The organism is Alcanivorax xiamenensis (assembly GCF_009846745.1).
In the GTDB taxonomy this organism is placed as follows: Bacteria; Pseudomonadota; Gammaproteobacteria; order Pseudomonadales; family Alcanivoracaceae; genus Alloalcanivorax; species Alloalcanivorax xiamenensis.
In genome coordinates this window covers 37,269-59,748 of sequence record NZ_AQPF01000010.1, presented here as the reverse complement: position 1 = coordinate 59,748, position 22,480 = coordinate 37,269, and the positions used below count along the sequence as shown (strand labels likewise).

Sequence of the window (22,480 nt, the reverse complement as noted above, 5' to 3'; positions counted from 1 at the left end):
CAGGACTAACGGGGACTCACCGCCGAATCCCGCGCCGCTACCGAAGGCGCTTTCAGATAGGCGGAAAAATCGATATCGCTGGCGGACAGGATCGCCTGCACCCGATTGGTGGCGCCGAGCTTGCGCAGTATCGCCGAAACGTGGGCCTTCACGGTACTCTCGGCGATATTGAGCTTATAGGCGATGACCTTGTTGGACTCGCCTTGAGCCATGCGTTCGAAAACCTGCAGTTGTTTGCGAGTCAGTGTCTCCAGCAATGCCGGCAGGAACGAGGGATCGTAACGCCCCATCGCCGCCCCGGCGCCCTCAGCTCGGATAATGTGGGAAGGCAGATACACCGAACCATCAAGAATCTGACGCAGCGCCTGAATCATCTGTTTACGGGGCGAGGATTTGGTGATGAAACCCACCGCGCCATAGGTGATGCACTGCAAAATAACGCTTTTTTCTTCTTCCGCCGAGACGATCACCGCCGGTACCGTGGGAAACTCGTTACGCAGCCGTACCAGGCCGCTGAGCCCCTGCATACCCGGCATATGGATATCCAGCAACACCAGGTCCAGGTCGTCGTTTTCGGCCACCAGGCGCAGCGTGGAATCCAGGTCCGATGCTTCCAGCAATGTGGTGCCGGGGAAACCATCGTCAATGACACGGGCGATAGCTTCACGAAACAGCGGATGATCGTCGGCAACCAGAACCTGATACATGGGGTTCCGCTCCTGCCTCAATCGGTCCAAGGTCGGTGTCTCCCGCCATCGGCCGGAGACACTTATACCAAGGAGCATAGCACAGGGTTTTGACGGTCCCCGCCATCAAATGAGGGAATTAGCCGAAAGTACTATAAAGACGGGACTTAGGGATAAGACGCCGGACGCCGGACGCCGGACGCCGGACGCCGGACGCCGGTAACGCAAAACCAGACCCAACGCCCTGACAAGCACTAAAACGCTTTTTTTATTTCCGCAATGTTCGAAGAGGAGGTGTTCTAAAGCGTCCGGCGTCCAGCCTCTTACCTAAAGCGTCCGGCGTCCGGTCACCTCGCCTAGTAATCCACCACCACGCCCTTGGGATCCTCGGAACCGCCACGCAGGCGGAAAGTGCCTTCGCCAAACGCCAGCAACCGGTCGTTGGCATCCAACACCTCCATGGACGAGTTGAAGATACGGTTACCGCCGGCCCGCTTCACGCCGATGGCACGCACCAGACCCGGGCCGGCCTGACCGGTGAAGGTGGTGGTCAGCGACAGGGTCAACGCCTTGCGCACCCGCCCCGGATAGGGGCAATAGGTGCCGGAGCAGGCTCCAGACACATCCAGCAGCGTGGCCAGCACACCGCCGTGAATCACGTTACCCAGGTTGAGATGCTTATCTTCCACGTTGAGTCCGAGCACCACCCGGTCCTCTTCCCATTCCAGAAAGTGGAAACCAATGGTCCCCAGAAACCCGTGTTTGAATTTCTCCGCGGCCTGGTTCAGGGCCGGCACCACGTCCGGCGTCATGCTACTGCTCACTCACTGCTCTCCCGGACCGGACGCGGAGTCGGCTCACCGATCGTCACACGTCCCGGCCCTGCAACATTTCCTTGACTTGTCCCACCAGCTCCTTGAGCCGGGGGCCGAGATTTTCCACCAGAATCCGCCGGCTCAAACGCAGCGAGGAGCCGCCGCAGTTGAAGGGGATCACGGTGGAATCGTTGTCCAGCACCAGGGGAACCCCCACGGCGCTGATATCGCGGTTCCATTCCCCATCGGAGGTGCAGAAACCGTATTCTTCATATTCGCGATAAGCCTTCCGCAAGCCTTTCTCCCACTCCGGCCAGCCTTCCGGATCGTGCTCGCGGATCAGGCGGTGATGGGTGTCGCGATCCTCTTCGGAGAGACCGGCCAGATAGGCCCGGCCCACCGCCGACCCCGCCATCGGCACCCGTGACCCCACGGTCAATCGCAGCACCAGCGGCCCACTGCCCTGGCACACCTGGATGTAGCTCATCCACGGACCATTAGGGGCGGCGATCGCCACCATGCAATCGGTGGCATCGGCCAGATCCTGCATGAATGGACGGGCGATATCACGGACGCCCTCCCCGGCCAGATAACGGTAACCGAGATCCAGCACGCCGGGGCCAAGGCGGTATTTTTCCAATCGCTCCACATAACGCAGGTAGCCCAATTGCGTCAGAGTAGCGGTCATTCGCGATACCGTGGGGCGGGGAATATTGGTGCGTTTGGCCAATTCCGCGTTACCCAGGTAATCGTCGGAAGGGCCGAAACAACGCAGGATCTCCAGTCCCCGCGCCAGGGCGGTGACGAAGTTCCGGTCTTTCTCCGCCGACTGGGCCTCTTTACCCATAGGGGCTCGTCGCATTGTGTTCTTTCCTCGGTCAGGCTTCGGGATTATGGCGAGCGGGTTTATCCCGCTCTTTCTTTATGAATGAATCTTATAGTTGTCGATAAAAGCGCCAAATATACCAGACTGACCCGGTATTCGCGTCAATCAGACTTTCATACCAGGCAGGTTCAACGAGGCGGTATTGCCACCGTCCACCGCCAACGCCTGACCGGTGACGTAACTGGCGTCGTCGCTGGCCAGGAAGGCCATGGCCGCGGCGATTTCCGCAGGGCGCCCATAGCGACGCAGTTCGCAACGGCTGCCCAGCTTTTCCTCTTTGTTGTTTTCGCGGGCGTAATCGAATACCGGCTTGGTCATGCCGGTCTCGATCAATCCCGGGCAGACCGCGTTGACGCGAATGTTATAGCCGCCCAGATCACAGGCGGTGGTTTTGGTCAGGCTGATCACGCCGGCCTTGGAAGCACTGTAGGCGTTACCACCAGCTCCGGAACGAATGCCCGCCACCGAGGCGGTATTGACGATGGCACCGCCTCCCTGCTCTTTCATATAAGGCGCCACCGCGCGGATGAAGAACATGGGACCGAGCAGATTCACGGACAGGATGGTGTTCCAGTTGTCGGTATTGTTCTCGGTCACTGGAGAGTGGTCGTTACCGGCGGTACCGGCGTTGTTGATCAGAACCTGGATGCCGCCGTGGGAAGCGGCGATGTCATCCACCAGCGCCTTCACCGCCTGCTCGTCGGCCACATTCACTTCACGCAGCGTGGCCTCGGTTCCGGCGGGCAGCGCGGCCCGGGTTTCCTCGAGCCCCGCCAGGTTACGGTCCACCAGTACCAGGCGCGCGCCTTCCTCGGCAAAGCGCAGGGCGGCGGCACGGCCAATGCCACTGGCGGCACCGGTGATCAGGACAGTCTTCTGATCGAAGCGGTTCATGCATTCTCCTCATTTGTTATTGGGAACCCACTGAAAACCACGACATATCGCCGTTGCCACGACCTGGCCGGCGGAACGGTTCGGATTGGGAGCGTCCGGGAAAGAGCGCAGCCGGGCAAAAACGGCCACCGGTTCGTTCAGGGGGTTCCTTGGATTGTCGTTTTCCAGGAAGATGACATGAGCGGGCCGGCCGGTCAACATTTTGGAATAGTGTTTCATTAATTTGTTTTGACCCTCTGGCCGCCCCGGGGGCATTGTATTGTCCCTGTCCTCTCACGAAGAACGGTCCACCAAATAACAAGGAGCACTCTCATGGAAAACCTGGCTCGGTTTTATATCAACGGCGCCTGGGTAAAACCCGGCGACGACGCCCGCGAATATCCCGTCATCAACCCCGCTACCGAAGCCTCCGAGGGCACTCTGTATCTGGCCGGCAACAGTGACACCGACCGTGCCATACAGGCCGCGCGCGACGCCTTCGATGACTTCGCCGCCACGCCGGTGGAAGAGCGTCTGGCGCTGCTGGAAAAAATCCTGGCCGCCTACAAGCGCCGTCTGGACGACATGGCCGACGCCATCAGCCGGGAAATGGGCGCGCCACGCCACGGTCTGGCCGCTAAAGTGCAGGCCCCCACCGGTCTCGGTCACCTGGCCACCGCTCTGGAAGTGGCACGCAATTTCGAATTCGAAACCAACACCGGCAAAACCCTGATCCGCCATGAACCCGCCGGTGTGGTGTCCATGATCACGCCCTGGAACTGGCCCATGAATCAGGTCACCTGCAAGGTCGGCCCGGCCATCGCCGCCGGCTGCACCATGATTCTCAAACCCAGCGAGTTCGCGCCGCTGTCGGCCTGCGTGTTCGCCGAAATCATGGACGAAGCCGGAGTGCCCGCCGGCGTCTTCAACATGATCTACGGTGACGGCGCCGAGATCGGCCCGATGCTCTCCTCCGACCCCCGTGTGGACATGGTGTCCCTTACCGGCTCCACCCGTGCCGGAGCCTCGGTGAGCCGGGAGGCCGCCGACTCCTTCAAGAAGGTGTCGCTGGAACTGGGCGGCAAGTCCGCCAATATCCTGACCCCGGACTGCGACCTGGAGAAGGCCGTGACCCATGGCGTCATGTCGATGATGACCAATACCGGGCAGAGCTGTAACGCCCCATCCCGTATGCTGGTGCCGGCGGACAAGCTGGCCCAGGCCGAGGAAATCGCCGCCAAGGTCTGTGCGTCCATAAAGGTGGGACCGTCCGCCGAAAAGGAGACGCAGATGGGACCGATCGCCAACGCCCGCCAATTCGAGCGCGTGCAGACGCTGATCCAGCGCGGCATCGATGAAGGCGCCAAGCTGGTGTGCGGTGGTCCGGGCAAACCGGAAGGTCTGGAGAAAGGCTACTTCGCCCGTCCCACCGTGTTCAGCGAGGTGAACAATCAGATGACCATCGCCCGTGAAGAAATCTTCGGGCCGGTGCTGACCATGCTGCCGTACAACACCCTCGACGAGGCGGTGGCCATCGCCAACGATTCCGACTACGGGCTGTCCGGCTATGTCTACGCCGCGGATAAGGACGAGGCCGCCGCCATCGCCCGCCGCCTGCGTACCGGCATGGTGCATCTGAACGGCGCCCAGTTGGATCTCAATGCGCCGTTTGGCGGCTACAAACATTCCGGCGTCGGCCGTGAGTGGGGCAGCCATGGTCTGGAGGAGTTCACCGAGGTGAAATCGATCATGCTGTGATAGTCGGGGCGGTTCGTGAGCGGAGCGCCAAAATTCGCTGGCACGCTATGTTCAATGCCGGACAGCGGGCCTTGGAAAGATCCATTCAGAGGTCTCGACAAGGCCGCTGTGGGAAGCTTTAGCAGCGATTTGCGTGTCAGCGTGGTGGTGTACGCGGGCTGCCCTCAAACCGTGGGACAGCAATGCTTCAGGGGGCGCCATCCCCCTTCCTCATCCCTCTTTCACGCCCCTCTCTCACATCTCTTTTTCACATCTCTTTTCACAATAATGAGTAACGGAGGCGTCCCATGACCGTCTCTCTGTCCGATATCACCAGAGCGGTGGAATCCTCTTACGACGGTATCTGGATCACCGATGCCATCGGCACCACGCTGTTCATCAATGAAGCGATTTGCCGCATCACCCACCTCAAGCGGGAAAATGTGATCGGTCTGAACATGCGAACCCTGGTCGAGCGGGGAATGTTCGACGTCAGCGCCACTCTGCTGGCACTGGAGAAGCAGGACGTCGTTACCATCCTTCAACACGTCAGCACCGGAGTGGAGACCATCGTCACCGCGACACCGGTATTCAATACCGACGGCACTATCGACAAAGTCATTTCCAACGTGCGCGACATTACCGAACTGAGCGCGCTGAAAGAAAAGCTGGAACGGGCCGAGGCCCGCAACCTGGCCTATCAGAACGAAATCGCCCACCTGAAATCCCGGCTCGACGAAGACGGCAAACTAATCGCCGAAGATCAGAGCATGCAATCGGTGATGCACCAGGCCGAACGCATCTCGGCCTTTGAAACGCCCGTGTTACTGCATGGCGAACCCGGTTCCGGCCGGCATCGTCTGGCCCGCTGGATCCATGATCACAGTGAGCGGCGGCACCAACCGTTCATCAAACTCGGCTGCGGCGCTTTGCCCGAGGAGCGGATGGAGCGGGAACTGTTCGGCAGCGAGGAGACCGGCGATACCCAGGGCTCCCCGCGAGTACGGCCGGGACTACTGGAGCTGGCCCGGGGCGGGACGCTTTATCTTGAGGATATCGCGGCCCTGCCCGTGGCGATCCAGATGAAGCTGGCCAGCGCTTTCGCCTGCGGAGTCCATTATCGCCACGGCGGCGACAAACCGGTTGAGTTGGATGTGAGGGTGCTTTCCTCCAGCATCGACGATCTTGAACAGCAACGCCGTGATGGCCGTATTCGCGACGATTTGTACTACCACGTCAACGTGTACCGTATCGATATTCCGCCGCTACGCCGGCGCCGCAAGGACATCCCACTGCTGGCCCGTCAGTTCCTCGACCAGTTGGCGAAACGCTACGGCAGAAAAATCGGCATCTCCACCGCGCTATTGGCGAAACTTCGCGATGCACCCTGGAGTGGCAATATCCGCGAACTGCGCAACACCATGGAACGCCTTTATGTGAACAGCGAAGGCCACACCATTGTTGGCGGCCTGTCATCGGCGGAAGGGGCCGTCAGCGCCCGGGGGAGGCCCGAAGCCACGTCGCTGAAACAGATCCTGGAAGACACTGAGCGGCGCGTCCTGCAGCAAGCCTACTCGCGATACGAAACCACCTACGGGGTGGCCAATGCGCTCGGCATCAGCCAGACCTCCGCGGTGAGAAAAGCGCGCAAGTACGCCATCAAAGTGCGCCAGCCAGGACGCCCCGGGCTGGCCTGACGTCAATCATCAAACTCGAAGCCGAGCGGTTGGGGACGGGCATTGGTAAACCCCGTCACCGGCTGCTTGCCACCGTCATCGATGACCAGTCGCGCCACGTCCGGGCGGGCGTAGTGCCCGACGCAGTCGATCATGTGCTTGGCTTTGCGAATATCCCCCAGGTCCAGATCCGCGTAGACAATGCCTTCCCGGTCGGTCATGGGCGTGCCGACCGGCTCGCCGAACGGGTTGTACACCGCCGCGATACCGCCGCCGGCGGCAAAGCTCTCCTTCAACTCCGGGCACAGCTGGTGGTAGAAGCGCACTTCCTCCTCGCCAATGCAGGAGGACGACGCCACCACGAAAGTCTGCCCCTCGAAAGCGATAAATCGGCATACGGTATCAATGGTGCGGGTCCGGTCACGGGGCTGACTTTTGAAGTTGGAACCGGGCCAGTTCGCCACATGGATCTGCAGCCCCTGGCTATAGAGTGCGTAACGGGACAACGCCATGGAATTCTCATAGCAGATCAGACCGCCCAGCCGTCCTATTTCGGTCTCCAGCACCATCAGATCGCTGCCATCCCCCCTGCCCCACAAGGTGCGCTCCTCACCGGTGGGCACCAGCTTGCGGCGCAAGCCGATCAGATCACCACGGTTATCGATGAACGCCTGGCTGTTGTACAAAGTGTCGCCGCCGATTTCGTTGAGGCCGATGACCACGTGAACGTTACGGCGGCGTGCCTGGTAACAGATGGACTTGAACGCATCGCCATGTACATCCACCGACTCCCCCGCCAGGCGTTCGTACAGTTCCAGGCGCTTGACGTTATCCACCGCCATCCAGATCCACCAGGGATACATGGGCAGAAAGGTTTCCGGAAACACCACCAGCGACGCCCCTTTGTCCGCCGCTTCGTTAATGATGCCACGGCATTTTTTCGCCGTGGCTTCCAGATCGAAGATCACCGGGGACGCAATCACCGTGGCTATCTTGTGTTTCATCGTCGACCTCGCTCGTCTTTGTTGTTGAATCATTCGAGCTTAGCGGCCGGTGTGCGATGGCTTCATTATCGGAATCGAACTGCTTTTGGTTTGATTTCAGGGGCACGGAAAGAGATTCAAGACGGGGTCATGCCAGAATGAGGGGCACGATCAAAAAGAGTCGTTTTCGGCTCAATAAGTTCGTTTTGACTTATTGGGTTCGCCTGCGGGGCTGGCTCCTACAAGGACTCCTTGGAGACCTCCGCAGGAGCGGCGAATAGCCCTTATTTATTAAGGAAATTCAGCGCCAGACCGGGCCTTTCCCACGGCACCGCCACCAGCCTTCCGGAACTGGACAAGGTGATGTAAGCGATGCGCAGATCCTCACCACCGAAGCAGATGTTGGTGGTGATGGCATCGTCGGTGGGGAAATGACGAATGCTGGAGCCGTCGGGAGCGAAAATGGTGATACCCGGGTTGAAGATGGTGGCCACACAGACATTGCCGTCGCCATCCACCGCCAGGGAGTCAAAGAAGTTCAGCCCCTCGGGGGAACCGACGAAGCGGCCGGGGAAAGGTCCGGGCGCCCGTTTGATCTCTCCTTCTCCGGCGATCTCGAAAGCCCAAAGGCGGCCGGGGATCGTGTCCGCCACGAACACGGTTTTTTCATCCGGTGACAGGCCCACCCCATTGGGACTGACGATGGGAAACACCACTTCCTTGACCATGGAACCGTCGGCCTTGGCGTAGTACAAACCACCCCGGTCCTGAGTGCGGCCACGCCCTTTGCCCAGATCGGTGAACCAGAAGCCGCCGGCTTTATCGAAAACAATATCGTTGGGTCCCTTGAGCGGTTCACCGTCCACCTCGGTGTACAGCACTTCCACCTTACCGGTGTTCAAATCAATGCGCTCGATACGGCCACCGCTGTAATCCTTGGGCATGTCGCCGGGAAACAGCAGGCCGTTCTTTTCGTGGAAACGCATGCCGCCATTGTTGCACACGTAACAAGCGCCGTCGGGGCCGATGGCGGCACCATTGGGGCCACCGCCGGGCTCGGCCACCACTTCCTTACGGCCATCGGGTAATACCCGGGTCAGGCGTCCGGCGGCGATTTCCACCAGAATCACACTGCCATCGGGCATGGCGATGGGGCCTTCGGGAAACTTCAGGCCCTCGGCAATCACGGTCATCTCGGACATACGGCTCGTCCTTTGTTATGGAATCGACAGGAGCCTCAGGGGTTCTCGTTGAACATGGCGATCCGGCCGCCGTCCACCACCAGATCATGGCTGTTGATGAAAGAACCTTCATCACTGGCCAGGAACACCGCCGCGTAGGCGATATCGTCGGCGAAGCCGGAGCGCGGCATCGGCGTGGCCTTGGCCAGGTTGGACTGCAACTTGGCCATTTTCTTGTCGTTCTCTTCGTCACTGAGATTCTGAGCACGCTGGGAGCCGCCCCAGAAGATCGGCGTGGCCACCGCCCCCGGGGAAATGGCGTTGACGCGGATACCATAAGGGCCGAGGTCCGCGCCAGCCAAACGGGTCATGTGCGCCACCGCCGCCTTGGCGGAGGAATACAGGTAGCCACCTTGATTGCGGCGTAACCCGGCGATCGAGGCGTTGTTGATGATGGCCCCGCCACCACTGTCCTTCATCACCCGGGCGGCATGCTTGATGCCGAACGCCGGAGCGCCGACCAGCAATCGCATAATGCGGGCGAACTCTTCTTCATCGAAGGATTCATACGTGGTGCGGTCACCGGCACCGGCGTTGTTGAACAGCGCGTCCAGACGGCCGAACCGATCCACGGTGAAATCCACCAGGGCGGCAATATCCTCTTCCTTCATGACGTCGGTGCGTTTGAACACCGCGCGCTCACCCAGTTCCTTGGCCAGTTCCTGGCCCTTCTCCTCGGAGCGGCCGGCCAGTACCACGGTGGCGCCCTGCTCGATGAAGCGACGCGCGGTGGCTTCACCAATGCCACTGGTGGCGCCGGTAATGATGGTGATTTTGTCCGCCAAACGATTGCTCATGATTGTTCTCCTGTTATTTCGCTTGCACGCTTGCACGCCGGCAAAAGCGTATGCATCCAGGTTACGGCGTCAAGATTCCAGCCTGTAATCAAGGTCGGCGAACGACTACCGCCTTTAGCGTGCCAGCGTGTAAGCGTGTCGCGTGCAAGCAGTTTCTAATCAAAACGCCGAAACGCCGCCGTCCACCGCCAACGCCTGACCATTCATAAACGTATTGGCCGGCGACAACAGCATCATCATCACCGCCACGATTTCCTCGGGGCGGCCCAACCGTTTCATCGGTGTACCGGAAGCCATCATCGCCAGTGTCTTCTCAGCATCCTCACCGGCGGCGATACCCTCATTGCCCTCCAGCATCGGAGTCAGCGTGTAATAGGGGCAAACCGCGTTGACGCGAATATTGCGCCGGCCGTAATCCACCGCCGCGGTGCGGGTTACGCCAATCACCGCGTGTTTGGCGGCGGCGTAGGGCGCCAGCTTGGGCGCGCCGCCGATACCGGCCATGGAGGCGGTGTTGACCACCGCCCCACCGCCGGCTTCGATCAACGCCGGCAACTGGTATTTCATGCCGAAGATCACGCCTTTGACATTGACGTTGATCTGCCGGTCCAACAGCGCTTCATCGATATCGTGCATGGCGACGAAATCATGAGCGATGCCGGCGTTATTCACCGCCATGTCCAGCCGTCCGAACTCCGTCACGGCGGTGTCCACCATGGCCTTGCAGTCCGCTTCCCGGGATACATCGCAACGCAATGCACGCACCGGAATATCCTGCCCGGCCAGTTCCTCCGCCACCTGTTGCAAGGCGGCTTCATTGATATCCCCGATCACCAGGGAAGCGCCACGGCGCCCCAGTTCCTCGGCCAACATCTTGCCGAAGCCGCTGGCGGCGCCGGTGATCAGTCCCACCTTGCCGGTGAAGTCCAGCATCGGATCCATGCATTCTCTCCTTGGTTAATCACCTGCCTCTATGGCTCACCCGTTCGCATTAAATGGTGAAGCCGCCGTCCACCACCACGCATTCGCCAGTGACGTAGCTGGACGCGTCGGACACCAGGTAGAGTACCGTGCCGGCCATTTCACGCGGCTCGGCGTGACGATGCATGGGGATCTGAGCAATGGCGCTGTTGTAGATCTCTTCCTGCTCGAACAACGCCCCGGCGAACTTGGTTTTGGTCAGACCGGGCAACAAAGCGTTCACCCGCACATTGAATTGAGCGCATTCCTGAGCGAAGGATTTGGTCATGCTGATCACCGCCGCCTTGGAGATGGAATAGATGCCCTGCATGTTGCCCGGTGACAGGCCATTGATGGAGGCGGTGTTGACGATGGCGCCGCCGCCATGGTCACGCATCAGTTTGGCGCCTTCCACGGACATATAGAAATAGCCGCGCAGGTTCACGTCCACGGTCTTGTCGAACGCGGTGACCGGAGTATCGAGGATGTGGCCGAAGTACGGATTGGCGGCGGCATTGTTGACCAGGATGTCCAGCTTGCCGTGCTTTTTCTTGATGAAGGCGAAGATGGCCTCGATTTGCGACATCTCACCGATATGGCAGGCGAAGGCCTCGGCACTGCCGCCGGCGGCGTTGATCACGTCCGCTACCGCCTGGCAGCCGTCGATCTTGCGGCTGGAGACGATCACGTGAGCGCCCTGCTCCGCCAACAGCTTGGCGATTTCCTCACCGATGCCACGGCTGGCGCCAGTGACCAGGGCGATTTTTCCGGTCAGATCAAACAGGTTGGTGCTCATTCATGCTCTCCTTAAAAATTCTTGGAAGGACCTTTGGAAAGGTCTCTGGAATCCCGCCGGGCGGCAAAGCCGCCCTTTCGCTGGCAGGCCAGCTCCCACAGCGGCTTCGAAACCCGCATCAGCGAGGTGCTGTCTCAAGCGCCCTCGCGGACCACCTGCATGGCCATTTGCGAAAGTGGCTCCACCACCTGGGCGGCCCACCCAGCGGTTTTGCTGGAAGCGTTACCGTCAAGAGCGCGCTTGGCCACGCCCTGGGCAATCGCCGCCAGCCGGAAGAAGCTGAACGCCAGATAGAATTCCCAATGGTCTATGCCGTCAATACCGCGCCGTTGGCAGTACGCCGCCACATACTCTTTTTCCGAGGGGATACCCAGGGCCGCCCGGTCCTTGCCCTGCAGCCCGGACAGGTTTCCACTCTTCGGCGGCATGCGCAGCTGCATGCACTGATAGGCGAGATCGGCCAGCGGGTGCCCCAGAGTGGACAGTTCCCAATCGAGCACCGCGATAACGCGGCTTTCCTTGGGAGCCCACATCATGTTGTCCAGACGATAGTCGCCGTGCACCAGCGAAACCTGGCCGTCATCGGCGGGCTGATTCGCTTCCAGCCAGGTCATCAGTTCTTCCATGGCTTCGATGCGGTGGGTTTCCGAGGCGCGGTACTGTTTGCCCCAACGGCCCAACTGACGTTCAAAGTAACTGCCGGGCTTGCCGTAGTCGGCCAGCCCCACCGCCGCCGGGTCCACGCTGTGCAGCGCCGCCAGCACACGATTCATTTCGTCATACATGGCGGTGCGCTCGGCATTGTCCACTTCGGGAATGGCCGCGTCCCAGAAGATCCGGCCTTCACAGAACTCCATCAAGTAGAACATGGAGCCGATCACGTCGCGGTCCTCGCACAGATGGAATACCTTCGGCACCGGCACTTCGGTGTCCTTCAGCGCGGCCATCACCCGGTACTCCCGGTCCACCGCATGGGCGGACTTGAGCAGTTTGCCCGGCGGTTGCCGGCGCAGTACGTATTCGCCGGAACCGGCCTTGATTCGAAACGTGGGATTGGACTGACCGCCAGCGAATTTTTCCGCGGTGACCGGGCCTTTGAACCCGTCCACATGCTGTTGCAAATAGTCCGCCAGACGTTGGGTATCCAGGGTATCCACCTGGGACATGCGATTCCTCCTTATGCCGATACGCAAAAGCCGGCAACGTCGCTAAGCGACGCCGCCGGCGTTTGTTTCAACGTAACTCAGTGATAACCGGTTGTCCGGTTTCAGCCGAGTTGTTTGGCCAGGTTACGACCCAACTGCATCATGTGCACCTGATCCGGGCCGTCGGCCAGACGCAGAGTACGGGCGTAGGCGAAGAAGCCGGCCAGCGGGGTGTCCTGGCTCAGACCCACGGCACCGTGAATCTGCATGGCACGGTCGATCACCCGCAACGCCATGTTCGGAGCGATGATTTTGATCATGGCGATCAGTTCCTTCGCTTCCTTGTTGCCATAGCGGTCCATGGCGTCCGCCGCTTTCAGAGTCAGCAGACGGGCCTGCTCGATCTCGCAGGCGCTCTTGGCGATGTCCTCGCGCACGGAGCCATGCTTGATCATCGGCTGACCGAATACCACTCGCTCGTTGGCGCGCTTGCACATCAGTTCCAGCGCGCGCTGGGAAGCGCCGATCAAACGCATGCAGTGGTGAATCCGGCCCGGGCCGAGACGCCCCTGGGCGATTTCGAAGCCACGCCCTTCACCCAGGATGATGTTTTCCTTCGGCACGCGCACGTTCTCGAAGATCACTTCGGCGTGGCCTTCCGGTGCATCAGCGGAACCGAGCACGTACATCGGACGTTTAACGGTAACACCCGGAGTATTGGTGGGCACCAGGATCTGTGACTGCTGCTGGTGACGGTTAGGGTTGTCCGGATCGGTCTTGCCCATCACGATCATGATTTCGCAAGACTTGCGCATGGCGCCACTGATATAGAACTTGCGGCCATTGATGACATAATCGTCACCATCGCGGGTGATCGAGGTTTCAATGTTGGTGGCGTCGGAAGAAGCCACTTCCGGCTCGGTCATGGCGAAGGCGGAACGGATCTTGCCTTCCAGCAATGGCTTGAGCCACTGTTCTTGCTGCTGGGCGTTACCGTACTTGGCCAGCACTTCCATGTTTCCGGTGTCCGGGGCGGCGCAGTTGAACGCCTCGGAAGCAATGTGGTGGCGGCCCATCAGTTCGGCCAGCGGTGCGTATTCCAGGTTGGTCAGGCCGGCGGTGAAATCTCCGTGCTCACGCGGCAGAAACAGATTCCACAGCCCTTTCGCCTTGGCTTTCTCTTTCAACTGGTCCAACACCGGCGGCGTTTCCCACGGGCTTTTCGCCAGTTGCTCTTCATAGGTCGGTTCCGCCGGGATTACTTCACTGTCGATGAAGTCGCGCACCTGGGCGATCAGTTCCTTAACCTTGTCGGAATACTCGAAGTTCATTTCTCTCTCCCCGGGGGTTACTGCCCCGTGCCACTGATTTCAGGTATAGGTAACGGCGTCCTGCCGGTCTTCGCGGTCCAGGTGGGGAACCTGATTGAACGCGGACAGGCGAAACGCCTTCTGGTTGAAGAAGCCTTCCGTGACGCTGGTGTTACGTATCTGCAGATTCAGCTCCACCACGGTTTCGTCGGCGGTTTTGAGTAAGTGGTGCATCCACATGGCAATGGCGCCACCGGAGCTGACCACCAGTACCCGGTCGTGATCGCTGTAACGACCCTGCAGGTGGGCCATGGCGGCGGCCACGCGATCGGAGAACTGACGCCAGGTCTCCGGCAAATTGCCGCTCAGACGCTGTTCCCGCCATTCCACCATGGCCCGCTTGAGCAGGCGGTAAAAGGCGGATACCGGCGCACCGGGCTCCGGCATCTGCTCCGGATAGGCACTCAGATAGGCGTCCACCAGGGCATGAAACTGGAATTCATTGAGGCCAGGCTGCCGGTCGGTGGGCAGGTCCTGCCCCAGCCCTTCGCAGATGCCGGCGCCGGTTTCCACATGGCGCACCAGATCGCCGGTGATCAGGGCATCGAACCCGGTGCCCCGCTCGCGAAAATACTCACCCAGCCAGCGGGACTGTTGGTGCCCCAGATCAGAGAGCTTGTCGTAATTGGCCGCGCCGAAGGACGCCTGACCATGCCGGATGAGGTAGAAACGGGCCATGTAACGACTCTGCCTGTGAGCAAATGATGGTCACAGCCTAGAACAGGGGGGAAAGTTAGTGAAATTGATATTTTGAATGTCAGCGGATTAGTTTGGTGCATGACAAGACGCTTGCACGCAACACGCAACACGCAACACGCAACACGCAACACGCAACACGCAACACGCAACACGCAACACGCAACACGCAACACGCAACACGCAACACGCAACACGCAACACGCAACACGCAACACGCAACACGCAACACGCAACACGCAACACGCAACACGCAACACGCAACACGCAACACGCAACACGCAACACGCAACACGCAACACGCAACACGCAACACGCAACACGCAACACGCAACACGCAACACGCAACACGCAACACGCAACACGCAACACGCAACACGCAACACGCAACACGCAACAAATAGCGTTGCCAGGCCTCACTACCTGTCAACCCCGCTGAGATCAACATCAGCGCGACCGACAGGTCGTCCCCTCATTTGCGTGCCAGCGTGCCGGCGTGTTGCGTGCTAGCGCTCTTTTCTGTTGCAAAACGAAACCGAATTCCGATATTTTCCCAAGCCCTGCCCCCTACAAATGATGCCAACCGGGAGACCGAAATGAGTTCACTGGAGCTGAAAAGCGGCCACATCCGCATTACCGAGCACGACGCCCTGATGCAAGTCACCCTGGATCGCGCCGACAAGTTGAACGCGCTCACCGCCGAGATGTACCGGGACCTGGCCCGCGCCGTGGACCATTTCCGTGATCGTGATGATCTCAATGCCCTGCTGATCGACGGCGATGGCCGTTCGTTCTGTGCCGGCAACGACATCGGTGATTTCCTCAACGCCGATCCGGAAGCCCGCAAGAACGGCAAGATCAGTCCCGCCATGGAGGTGGTGCACCGCCTGATTGAGCTGGACAAGCCCGTGCTCGCCGCCGTCCAAGGCAACTGCACCGGTATCGGCACTACCTTGCTGCTGCATTGCGACCTGGTGATGGCTGCCGACAGCGCCCGCTTCTACACCGCCTTCATTAATCTCGGCCTGGTGCCGGAAGCCGGTTCCAGCCTGATTCTTCCCGGCTTGCTGGGCCGCCAGAACGCCAACCGTCTGCTGATCGCCGGTGACACCCTGACCGCCGAGGAAGCCGAGCGCATGGGCCTGATCGCTTACCGGGTGAGTGATGAAGAACTGCGCGAGCGCGCTCTGGAACTGGGCAAGAAAGTAGCGGCCAAGCCGCCGCAGGCCATGCGGTACACCAAGCAGCTGACCCGCCACGGGGCTGACGCCATCCGTGAGCAGATCAAGAAAGAAACCGTTTTGTTCGGTGAGCGCCTGTTCAGCGACGAGACCCGGGCGATTTTCGACCGGTTCCTGAACAAGTAACGCCGGCACCCTCCCATTCGCGGCCAAGGCCGCTTCCCACAGCGACTCCGTAGTGCCCTCTGTGGGAAGCGGCCTTGGCCGCGAAGTCAGCGGGCTACCCCTTACCCGGCACCACGACGCCGGCCAGGGCCACCCGCACTACCTCCTCGACGACCTCATCACGCGCCCCCGGTCCGCTTTCCCGGCGCGGCTGGTACCAATTGATCACCGAGTTGAGCGCTCCGAACAAGGGCTTGATGGCAATACGCGGCTGTTCCGCCCGCAATTTGCCCTCGACGATGCCCTGCTCCAATACCGTCAGGAACATTTGTTCATAGCGGCGACGGCGGTTTTGCAACCGGGTCAGTTGCGCCCGCTGGGCACGAGTGGTGCTGATGCGTAAATGCATTTGCACGCCCTCGGCAACGGCGCGCTGATAATGCTGGGTCTGAATCAGGGAATGAACGTGGGCGGCACTCATGGCCCGCAGTTTGCTCACCGCGTCCCCCGTGCCCTCGGACAAGGGCTCCACGGCCTTGAACAAGGCGTCCATGCCGATCTGGTGGATCTCGAAGAACAGATCCGCCTTGGAGGAAAAGTAGTGATACACCATGCCCTTGGTAGCGCCCAGGCGACTGGCGATGTCGTCAATGCTGGTGGCGTTGAAGCCACGATCCATGAAGCAGCGCGCGGCGGCATCCAGGATGGTATCGCGGGGGCTCGCGGTGAGGTCGATGTCCGTCATGGTTCTGGTTATTCCCTGTTGGGGCGTTGGAAAGGCCTCATTCTGCCACAGCCGGTGAGGACCGACATATTATTGGCGAAAACGGACATTATGACCTATTCGTTCCAAGTTTTGCATTGGCCTAAGGTCTACGCTCATCTGGCGTTGAGGCCTTTAAATACGCTCTCCCGCCTCCATCGGGCGGCATGTCGCTTTTCACCAATGACACAACTGCCTTTGCCAATGGCGTTTTTCACACTGGACGCTCCACAACCCGCCTCACATACTTTCGGCCGTGTCCATAAATGAAAAACTATTTCAAAACAGGAGGTGGACGGTGTCGGACCTTGAACAGTTCCGCGCGGAAACCCGGGAGTGGTTGCAAGCCAACTGTCCCGAAGAGATGCGCCAACCCGTACGCGGCCCCGAGGACCACTGCTGGGGCGGTCGCAAATGGCAATTCCAATCCGACGCCCAGCGCGTCTGGATGGAGCGGATGGCCGAAAAAGGCTGGACCGCGCCACAATGGCCGCAAGAATATGGCGGCGGTGGTCTGACCCCGGAACAGGCGGCGATCCTCGACGAAGAAATGAAGCGCATCAACGCACGTTCCCCGGTGAGCAACTTCGGTTTCTGGATGCTCGGCCCGGCTCTGCTGAAGTTCGGCAGCGACGAACTCAAGCGCAAGCACCTGCCGCCGATCTGCCGCGGCGAGATCCGCTGGTGCCAGGGTTATTCCGAACCGAATGCCGGTTCCGACCTGGCCAGCCTGCAAACCCGCGCCGAAGACCAAGGCGACCACTTCCTCGTCAACGGCCAGAAAATCTGGACCTCCTACGCGGACAAAGCGGACTGGATTTTCTGCCTGGTGCGCACCGACCCCAACGCCACCAAGCACAACGGCATTTCCTTCGTGCTGTTCGATATGGAAACCCCGGGCGTGACCACTCGTCCGATCGAGTTGATCTCCGGCGAATCACCGTTCTGTGAAACCTTCTTTGACGACGTCAAAGTGGAAAAAGACGCCGTGGTCGGTGAACTGAACCGTGGCTGGGACGTGGCCAAGTATCTGCTCACCCACGAGCGCAACAACATCGGCGGCGAGCCGCCGGGCTACCTGAAAGGGCGCGCCCTGGGGCCGCTGGCCGCCGAGCACGTGGGCACCGAGAACGGCAAGCTGGCGGACAGCGCCCTGCGCGCCGACATCGCCCGCCTGGAAACCGATCACATGGCGTTCCGCGCTCTGGTCGCCAAGGTGCGCGCGGAAGCGGAAGCCGGCGAAGGAGTCGGCGCTCTGTCCGCGGTACTCAAGTACTACGGCACCGAACTCAACAAACGCCGCTATGAGTTGATGATGGACGCCATGGGCGCCGAAGGTCTGGAATGGGAAAGCGAGCGCACTCAGGGCGGCATGTTCGCCAGTGAGTGGCTGCGCTCCAAGGGTAACTCCATTGAAGGTGGTACCTCCGAGGTGATGCTGGGCATCGTTTCCAAACGGGTACTGGGTCTGCCGGACGCTTAAGGAGCCCCTTTTCTGGGAGTAAAGACTATGAGACTGAACGACGAACAACAGATGCTCCAGGACTCCGTGGCCCGGCTGATGGCCGACAAGGGCCCGGTGTCCCGCCTGCGCGAGCTGCGTGACAGCCGCGACGAGAAAGGCTATGACCAGCCCCTGTGGCAAGCCATGGTGGAAGCTGGCCTGACCGGCATTCTGGTGCCCGAGGAACATGGCGGCATCGCCTTTGGCCTGGTCGGCGCCGGCCTGGTGGCCCAGGAAATCGGCCGCAATCTCTCGGTGACTCCGTTCCTGTCCACCGCGGTATTGGGCGCCACCGCGCTGAGCACCGGCGCCACCGCCGAGCAGCAAAGCCAATGGCTACCGGCCATCGCCGAAGGCACCGCGCTGGTGGCCCTGGCCGTGGACGAAGGCGCCAAGCATCGTCCCGACAACCTGAGCACCCGTTATGAAGGCGGCAAGATCAGCGGCGACAAACTGCTGGTCCTGGACGGCCACGTGGCCGACCTGTTGCTGGTCGCCGCCACCGATGGCCAGGATATCGCCCTTTACCTGGTAGACCCGAAAGCGTCCGGCGTCACCATCGAGCGGACCATCATGGCCGACAGCCGTAACGCCGCCCGCATCCACTTCGATAACGTTGACGCCGAACCCATGGCCGACGGCGCCGCCGCTCTGCGGGCCGCTCTGCGCGCCGGCCGCGCGGTACTGGCCGCGGAACTGGCGGGCCTGTCCCGGGAGGTGTTCGAACGCACCCTGGGCTACCTGAAGGAACGCAAGCAGTTCGGCCGTCTGATCGGTACTTTCCAGGCATTGCAGCATCGTGCCGCGCAGTTGATGATCGATGTCACCATGACCGAAGCGCTGGCGCTTCAGGCCCTGGATGCCTGCGACAACAACGCCGACAACGCCGATGCCCAGGTGTTCGCCGCCAAGGGCAAAGCCGCCCGCACCGCCCTGCTGGCCGGTCAGGAAGGCGTGCAGATGCACGGTGGTATCGGTATGACCGACGAGTTCGATATCGGCTTCTTCCTGAAGCGGGCCCGCGCCGGTGGCGAAACCCTCGGTGACGCCAACTTCTGCGCTGACCGCTTCGCCACGCTTGGCGGTTATTGAGCCCGGATGGGAGCGGGTACGCCCGCTCCTCCAGTGACGATCAGGAGATAATAATATGTTCAACAACAAACTCAGCGTCGAACAACTGCGGGCCAAGGTGGGCGAGGATCTGGGTACCTCCCGCTGGTTCCCGGTATCCCAGGAACGCATTGATCAATTCGCCGACCTCACCGAGGATCCGCAGTGGATCCACATCGACCCGGAACGGGCCGCCAAGGAAACACCTTTCGGCGGCACCATCGCCCACGGTTTCCTCAGCCTGTCCCTGCTGTCCGCCATGGCCATGGACGTGGTACCCGGCGTGCAAGGCACGGTGATGGGCATTAACTACGGGTTCGACAAGATCCGTTTTCTCAACCCGGTACGCTCCGGCTCCCAGGTGCGCGGCCACTTCAAACTGGCCCAGGTGGAACCCCGGGGCGACAACCAGTTGTTGATCCGCTATGCCATCTCCGTGGAGATCGAAGGCGTGGACAAGCCCGCCATCGCCTGCGAATGGCTGAGCCTGGTGGTGTTGGGGTAAGCGCCGCATTTACCCGGTGCACCAGGACAAATCAGGAGAACATCGATGAGCATTAATTTTGAAGGCCGGGTGGCGATCGTCACCGGTGCCGCCAACGGCCTGGGCCGTTCCCACGCGCTGGAACTGGCCCGGCTGGGCGCCAAGGTGGTGGTCAATGATTTCGGCGGCGCCCGCGACGGCACCGGTGGCTCCAGCGAAGCCGCGGAAAAAGTGGTGGCGGAAATCGTCGAAGCCGGCGGCGAAGCCATCGCCAACGGTGCCGACGTGTCCAATAAGGAACAGGTGCAGGCCATGGTCCAGCAGACCCTGGACCAGTGGGGCCGCATCGACATCCTGGTCAACAACGCTGGTATCCTGCGCGACAAAAGCTTCGCGAAAATGGAAATGAGCGACTGGGACAAAGTGATCGCCGTGCATCTCACCGGCTCCGCCATCTGCACCCGCGCGGTCTGGCCGGTAATGCGTGAACAAGGCTACGGCCGGGTGATCATGACCACGTCCACCTCCGGTCTGTATGGCAACTTCGGCCAGACCAACTACGGCGCCGCCAAGATGGGCGTGGCCGGAATGATGAACACCCTCTGTCTGGAAGGCGAGAAGTACGACATCAAGATCAACTGCGTGGCGCCCACCGCCGCCACCCGCATGACCGAGGATCTGATGCCCAAGGAAGTGCTGGCTCTGCTGGAACCCAGCGAGATCACTCCCGCGGTATTGTTCCTGGCCAGCGATCAGGCCCCCAACCGTCGCATCCTGCTGGCCGGCGCCGGCTGCTACGCCACCGTGCGTCTGATGGAGAGTGAAGGTATCTATCTGCGGGAAGGCGAGCGCACGCCGGACGCCATCGCCGCCCATTTCGAGGAACTCGCGGACATGAGCAACGCCCGTGAAATGCACAACGGCGGCGAACATGTCTCCAAGATCCTGACCAAAGCCGCCCAGGCCAAAGGCATTAAACTGGGCTAACCTGAACCCCCTTTTATTTGAGCAACGAGGCCCATCATGAGAGAAGCTGTCATTGTTTCCACCGCCCGTACCCCCATCGGCAAAGCCTACCGGGGTGCCTTCAACGATACCCAGGGCCAGGCGCTGGGTGCCCATGCCATCAAGCACGCCGTGGAGCGCGCCAAGATCGATCCGGAAACCATCCAGGACGTGATCATGGGCGCCGCCCTCCAGCAAGGCAGCACCGGTGGCAACGTGGCTCGCCAGGCCGCTCTGCGCGCTGGCCTGCCGACCTCCGTTTCCGCCATGACCATGGACCGTCAGTGTTCCTCCGGCCTGATGTCCATCGCCACCGCCGCCAAGCAGATCATGGTGGATAACATGGACGTGGCCGTGGCTGGTGGCCTGGAATCCATCTCCCTGGTGCAGAACGACAAGCAGAACCGCTACCGCGCCGCGGATCCATGGTTGAAGGAACACCGCCCGGACATCTACATGTCCATGCTGGAAACCGCTGAGATCGTCGCCGACCGCTACAACGTTTCCCGGGAAGCTCAGGACGAATACGCCTATCAGTCCCAGATGCGTACCGCCGCCGCCCAGGAAGCCGGCAAGTTCGACGATGAAATCGTGCCCATGACCACCATCATGAAGGTCATGAACAAGGAGACCAAAGAGGTTTCCGATCAGGAAGTGACCCTGTCCAAGGACGAGGGCAACCGTCCGCAAACCAAACTGGAAGACCTGCAGAAACTGCAGCCGGTGTTCAAGGATGGCCAGCAGGTGAGCGAAGGCCGCTTCATCACCGCCGGTAACGCCTCCCAACTGTCCGACGGCGCCAGCGCCAGCGTGCTGATGGAAGCCAAGGAAGCCGAGCGTCTGGGTCTGGCCCCGCTGGGTGCCTACCGTGGCATGGCCGTGGCCGGCTGCGATCCGAACGAAATGGGCATTGGTCCGGTGTTCGCCGTTCCCAAGCTGCTGCAACGCTTCGGTCTGAAAATCGATGACATCGGCCTGTGGGAACTGAACGAAGCGTTCGCCAGCCAGTGTCTGTACTGCCGTGACGAGCTGGGCATCGACCCGGAAAAATACAACGTCAACGGCGGCGCCATCTCCATCGGCCACCCCTACGGCATGTCCGGCGCCCGCATGGTCGGCCACGCGCTGATCGAAGGTAAGCGTCGCGGCGCCAAGTACGTGGTGGTGAGCATGTGCATCGGCGGCGGCATGGGTGGCGCCGGTCTGTTCGAGGTATTCTGATCCCATCCCCTCGATAACTCTCCGGCGGTCCTCCCCGGCCGCCGGATTCCCGGTTTTACCGCACCAGCCTGGACGGCCTCCCAACCGGCCGTCCGCGTTGGCCGTGCCCCTACCCTCTCTGGGTACCCTTCCCCGGGCACGACCACATCATGAGGGCCGCTGGTGCGGTTTTTTTCGCCACCATTACTTTCTCCAGATAGCATCTCCCACGGAGTAGCGTGGGAAGCGGCCTTGGCCGCGAATGCCCCCGGACCGTTGCCCATTCGCTTGCAAGCACGCTCCCACAGCGGCTTCGTAGCCCATTGCCGTGGGAAGCGGCCTTGGCCGCGAATACCCCCGGACCGTTGCCCATTCGCTTGCAAGCACGCTCCCACAGCGGCTTCGTA

Annotated in this window: 21 protein-coding genes; 8 read left to right on the top strand and 13 right to left on the bottom strand. The window is 60.9% G+C overall.

The window, feature by feature from the left end:
* Positions 1 to 5: 5 nt before the first annotated feature.
* The 4 genes from A6D6_RS08935 to A6D6_RS08920 form a co-directional block, all read right to left on the bottom strand.
* Positions 6 to 707 carry a response regulator gene (locus A6D6_RS08935; RefSeq protein WP_133492654.1) on the bottom strand — a complete coding sequence of 234 codons (702 nt, stop codon included), beginning with the start codon at positions 705 to 707 and terminating at the stop codon, positions 6 to 8.
* Positions 708 to 1,042: 335 nt separating this feature from the next.
* Complete coding sequence (locus A6D6_RS08930; protein ID WP_236564047.1) at positions 1,043 to 1,510, bottom strand: PaaI family thioesterase; 468 nt, start codon at positions 1,508 to 1,510, stop codon at positions 1,043 to 1,045.
* A gap of 43 nt (positions 1,511 to 1,553) precedes the next feature.
* Positions 1,554 to 2,363 carry an IclR family transcriptional regulator gene (locus tag A6D6_RS08925; RefSeq protein ID WP_236564046.1) on the bottom strand — a complete coding sequence of 270 codons (810 nt, stop codon included), beginning with the start codon at positions 2,361 to 2,363 and terminating at the stop codon, positions 1,554 to 1,556.
* 129 nt (positions 2,364 to 2,492) lie between these two features.
* Positions 2,493 to 3,281: an SDR family NAD(P)-dependent oxidoreductase gene (locus tag A6D6_RS08920; protein WP_159660524.1), complete on the bottom strand. Its 789-nt coding sequence runs from the start codon at positions 3,279 to 3,281 to the stop codon at positions 2,493 to 2,495.
* A gap of 312 nt (positions 3,282 to 3,593) precedes the next feature.
* Between A6D6_RS08920 and A6D6_RS08915 the strand changes: the two genes are divergently transcribed.
* On the top strand, positions 3,594 to 5,018 hold the full coding sequence (locus A6D6_RS08915; RefSeq protein ID WP_133492656.1) for an aldehyde dehydrogenase family protein: 1,425 nt from the start codon (positions 3,594 to 3,596) through the stop codon (positions 5,016 to 5,018).
* Between the two features lie 287 nt (positions 5,019 to 5,305).
* Positions 5,306 to 6,694 (top strand): sigma 54-interacting transcriptional regulator, encoded by a 1,389-nt coding sequence (locus A6D6_RS08910; protein ID WP_159660523.1) that lies wholly within the window; start codon positions 5,306 to 5,308, stop codon positions 6,692 to 6,694.
* Positions 6,695 to 6,696: 2 nt separating this feature from the next.
* On the opposite strand, the gene A6D6_RS08905 is transcribed toward A6D6_RS08910, so the two are convergent.
* From A6D6_RS08905 to A6D6_RS08870, 8 genes are all read right to left on the bottom strand, one after another.
* The gene (locus A6D6_RS08905) at positions 6,697 to 7,677 is read right to left on the bottom strand and encodes a carbon-nitrogen hydrolase family protein (protein WP_133492658.1); all 981 of its coding nucleotides are present in this window, start codon (positions 7,675 to 7,677) and stop codon (positions 6,697 to 6,699) included.
* A gap of 263 nt (positions 7,678 to 7,940) precedes the next feature.
* Positions 7,941 to 8,858: an SMP-30/gluconolactonase/LRE family protein gene (locus tag A6D6_RS08900; protein ID WP_133492659.1), complete on the bottom strand. Its 918-nt coding sequence runs from the start codon at positions 8,856 to 8,858 to the stop codon at positions 7,941 to 7,943.
* Between the two features lie 35 nt (positions 8,859 to 8,893).
* Positions 8,894 to 9,694 carry an SDR family NAD(P)-dependent oxidoreductase gene (locus tag A6D6_RS08895; protein WP_133492660.1) on the bottom strand — a complete coding sequence of 267 codons (801 nt, stop codon included), beginning with the start codon at positions 9,692 to 9,694 and terminating at the stop codon, positions 8,894 to 8,896.
* A gap of 159 nt (positions 9,695 to 9,853) precedes the next feature.
* Positions 9,854 to 10,636, bottom strand: coding sequence for an SDR family NAD(P)-dependent oxidoreductase (locus A6D6_RS08890; protein WP_159660522.1), 783 nt, complete (start codon positions 10,634 to 10,636; stop codon positions 9,854 to 9,856).
* Positions 10,637 to 10,685: 49 nt separating this feature from the next.
* Positions 10,686 to 11,450, bottom strand: a complete 765-nt coding sequence (locus A6D6_RS08885; RefSeq protein ID WP_159660521.1) for an SDR family oxidoreductase — start codon at positions 11,448 to 11,450, stop codon at positions 10,686 to 10,688.
* 134 nt (positions 11,451 to 11,584) lie between these two features.
* Positions 11,585 to 12,616, bottom strand: a complete 1,032-nt coding sequence (locus A6D6_RS08880; RefSeq protein ID WP_133492663.1) for a phosphotransferase family protein — start codon at positions 12,614 to 12,616, stop codon at positions 11,585 to 11,587.
* Positions 12,617 to 12,717: 101 nt separating this feature from the next.
* The gene (locus A6D6_RS08875; RefSeq protein WP_159660520.1) at positions 12,718 to 13,926 is read right to left on the bottom strand and encodes an acyl-CoA dehydrogenase family protein; all 1,209 of its coding nucleotides are present in this window, start codon (positions 13,924 to 13,926) and stop codon (positions 12,718 to 12,720) included.
* A 39-nt stretch (positions 13,927 to 13,965) separates the two neighbouring features.
* Complete coding sequence (locus A6D6_RS08870) at positions 13,966 to 14,643, bottom strand: histidine phosphatase family protein (protein WP_133492665.1); 678 nt, start codon at positions 14,641 to 14,643, stop codon at positions 13,966 to 13,968.
* Positions 14,644 to 15,257: 614 nt separating this feature from the next.
* Between A6D6_RS08870 and A6D6_RS08865 the strand changes: the two genes are divergently transcribed.
* On the top strand, positions 15,258 to 16,028 hold the full coding sequence (locus A6D6_RS08865) for an enoyl-CoA hydratase/isomerase family protein (protein ID WP_159660519.1): 771 nt from the start codon (positions 15,258 to 15,260) through the stop codon (positions 16,026 to 16,028).
* A gap of 94 nt (positions 16,029 to 16,122) precedes the next feature.
* Here A6D6_RS08865 and A6D6_RS08860 read toward each other — a convergent pair whose 3' ends face one another.
* Positions 16,123 to 16,752: a TetR/AcrR family transcriptional regulator gene (locus tag A6D6_RS08860; RefSeq protein ID WP_159660518.1), complete on the bottom strand. Its 630-nt coding sequence runs from the start codon at positions 16,750 to 16,752 to the stop codon at positions 16,123 to 16,125.
* Positions 16,753 to 17,068: 316 nt separating this feature from the next.
* Between A6D6_RS08860 and A6D6_RS08855 the strand changes: the two genes are divergently transcribed.
* From A6D6_RS08855 to A6D6_RS08835, 5 genes are read left to right on the top strand one after another with little or no spacing between them, the layout of a single operon-like run.
* Positions 17,069 to 18,253 carry an acyl-CoA dehydrogenase family protein gene (locus A6D6_RS08855; RefSeq protein ID WP_133492668.1) on the top strand — a complete coding sequence of 395 codons (1,185 nt, stop codon included), beginning with the start codon at positions 17,069 to 17,071 and terminating at the stop codon, positions 18,251 to 18,253.
* Positions 18,254 to 18,280: 27 nt separating this feature from the next.
* Positions 18,281 to 19,366, top strand: a complete 1,086-nt coding sequence (locus A6D6_RS08850; protein WP_133492669.1) for an acyl-CoA dehydrogenase family protein — start codon at positions 18,281 to 18,283, stop codon at positions 19,364 to 19,366.
* 55 nt (positions 19,367 to 19,421) lie between these two features.
* Positions 19,422 to 19,889 (top strand): MaoC family dehydratase, encoded by a 468-nt coding sequence (locus A6D6_RS08845; protein ID WP_022994025.1) that lies wholly within the window; start codon positions 19,422 to 19,424, stop codon positions 19,887 to 19,889.
* Between the two features lie 45 nt (positions 19,890 to 19,934).
* Positions 19,935 to 20,855, top strand: a complete 921-nt coding sequence (locus tag A6D6_RS08840) for an SDR family oxidoreductase (protein ID WP_159660517.1) — start codon at positions 19,935 to 19,937, stop codon at positions 20,853 to 20,855.
* Positions 20,856 to 20,891: 36 nt separating this feature from the next.
* Positions 20,892 to 22,094 (top strand): acetyl-CoA C-acyltransferase, encoded by a 1,203-nt coding sequence (locus A6D6_RS08835; RefSeq protein ID WP_133492671.1) that lies wholly within the window; start codon positions 20,892 to 20,894, stop codon positions 22,092 to 22,094.
* Positions 22,095 to 22,480: the final 386 nt, after the last annotated feature.